Source organism: Streptomyces sp. NRRL WC-3626 (genome assembly GCF_000718785.1).
Classification (GTDB): Bacteria; Actinomycetota; Actinomycetes; order Streptomycetales; family Streptomycetaceae; genus Streptomyces; species Streptomyces edwardsiae.
The window spans coordinates 1-344 of sequence record NZ_JOCA01000065.1 but is presented as its reverse complement, the minus strand read 5'-3'; the positions used below and the strand labels follow the sequence as shown (position 1 = coordinate 344).

Annotated in this window: 1 pseudogene; it reads right to left on the bottom strand. The window is 77.3% G+C overall.

Features of this window, described 5'->3' with window-relative positions:
- A pseudogene (locus IF28_RS0135830) lies at positions 1 to 344 on the bottom strand (hypothetical protein); the annotation flags it as partial.

Here is a 344-nt window from a genome sequence, read left to right as displayed (position 1 = left end):
TGCTTGTCGAGCTCGCCGAGGTTGCGTTCCACCTCGGCCTGCGCGGAGGCGGGGATCGCCGGGAGTTCGGGTGCGACGTCGGGGCAGGAGATCGTGCCGACGCCGGCGTTCTGTCCGCCCTCCTCCCCGGCGGCGGGCGGCGTCGTGGTCTCCTGGGCGGGCGGCGGCGTCGCCTCCTCCCCGCCGGCGCCCGCGTCGTCCTGCCCCGCCGCACCCTCGGCGCCGAGCGAGCACGGGGCGAGCGCGTCCAGTCCCGCGGGGCGTTCGGCGGTGCGGCCGATGGCGGTGGCGATGCGGTTGACGACGGCGACGCGCTTGTCCTCGAGGGGGCCGAGGATGGCGTT